General features: G+C 60.7%; 1 protein-coding gene and 1 other annotated feature. The gene reads right to left on the bottom strand.

All coding sequences use genetic code 11. From position 1 onward, the window contains the following. Positions 1–169: 169 nt before the first annotated feature. Positions 170–1,398 (bottom strand): IS3 family transposase gene (locus ABWQ00_RS16015; RefSeq protein ID WP_353239653.1). Its coding sequence is split into 2 segments (ribosomal slippage): positions 170–1,110 and positions 1,110–1,398, totalling 1,230 coding nucleotides; the frame shifts between segments, so codons are not numbered across the junction. Next, positions 1,001–1,117 (bottom strand) — a sequence feature (AL1L pseudoknot). (Overlaps the previous gene by 117 nt.) Positions 1,399–1,543: the final 145 nt, after the last annotated feature.

Genomic DNA, 1,543 nt, shown 5'->3' on the forward strand with positions numbered 1-1,543 from the left:
TTGGGCCTCACCATTCTTGCAAGCAGCTCCTTAAGGGTCCTGTTGTCCAGCATGGTATCAAGCCAGAAGCCACTTAAGCTTGCTCTTCTGATCCAACAGAGCCTTCAGGTACCTCGCATCCGAGAACATCTGAACCGCCCCGGGATTGCCGGAGGCATTTTGGTTTGAGTCACGCCGCCATGGCGGATTGCTCCATCATGGTGTAGTAGCGTTCCTCGGCTTCAGCGGGCGGGATATTGCCGATGGGCTCGAGAAGCCTTCGATTGTTGAACCAGTCGACCCATTCGAGGGTGGCGAACTCAACCGCCTCGAAGGAGCGCCATGGCCCGCGCCGGTGAATGACTTCAGCCTTGTACAGGCCGTTGATGGTTTCGGCCAGAGCGTTGTCATAGCTGTCGCCGATACTTCCGACCGATGGCTCGATGCCTGCATCTGCCAGCCGCTCGGTGTACTTGATCGAAACGTATTGAACACCGCGGTCCGAATGGTGGACAAGTCCGCCGCGGTGCACAGGCTTGCGGTCATGGAGGGCCTGTTCTAGGGCGTCGAGCACGAAGCCAGCGTGTGCGCTCCGGCTGGCTCGCCAGCCAACGATCCGCCGGGCAAAGGCGTCGATGACAAAGGCCACGTAGACGAAGCCCTGCCAGGTCGCCACATAGGTGAAGTCTGAGAGCCACAGCACGTTGGGGCGTGGCGCCCGGAACTGGCGATTGACCAGATCCAGAGGGCAAGGGGCTGCCTTGTCGCTCACTGTCGTTCGCACCGACTTGCCTCGGATAACACCCCGAAGCCCATGGGCCTTCATCAGCCGGGCAACGGTACAGCGGGCCACGTCAAAGCCCTCGCGCTTCATCTGTCGCCACACCTTGCGAACCCCGTAAACCGCGTAGTTGTCCGTGAAGACACGATGAATCTCCTTCTTCAGGACGCCGTCCCGGCGGGCTCTCGCGGAAAGCCGGGCCGGATCGCGGCGGCCGGCCACATGGGCGTGGTAGGTCGATGGGGCAATCGGCAACACCTTGCAGATCGGCTCGACCCCATACGCCTGCCGCTGATCGTCGATGAAGCCGATCATGGCTTGAACCGGCGGTCGAGCTCCGCCTGAGCAAAATAAGCGCTGGCCTTGCGGAGGATCTCGTTCGCCTGCCGAAGCTCCCGGTTCTCCCGCTCCAGGGCCTTCAGCCGATCCGCGACCTCCGTAGGGACGCCAGCCCGATGACCGTTGTCGATCTCGGACTTCCTGACCCATTCATTCAGCGTCTGCGCCGTGCAGCCGATCTTCGCGGCGATCGAGCACACCGACGCCCATCGGGATTGATGTTCGCCCTCATGTTCCAGGACCATCCGAACCGCGCGGGTTCGGACTTCAGGTGAAAACTTGTTCGTTGTCTTGCTCATCATGGCTCCACTTTCTCAAGAATTGGAGCCTCCGGCAATCCCGGGGCGGTTCAGTCCGCAAGTTTGAAGCCTGGCTGAAGCGCGCGGTCCACTCTTACGAAGCCAACGTTATACGCGCACTTGAGGAAAGGGATATCAAGGTTAT

The organism is Limnohabitans sp. (genome assembly GCF_040400975.1).
Taxonomy (GTDB): domain Bacteria; phylum Pseudomonadota; class Gammaproteobacteria; order Burkholderiales; family Burkholderiaceae_C; genus Limnohabitans_A.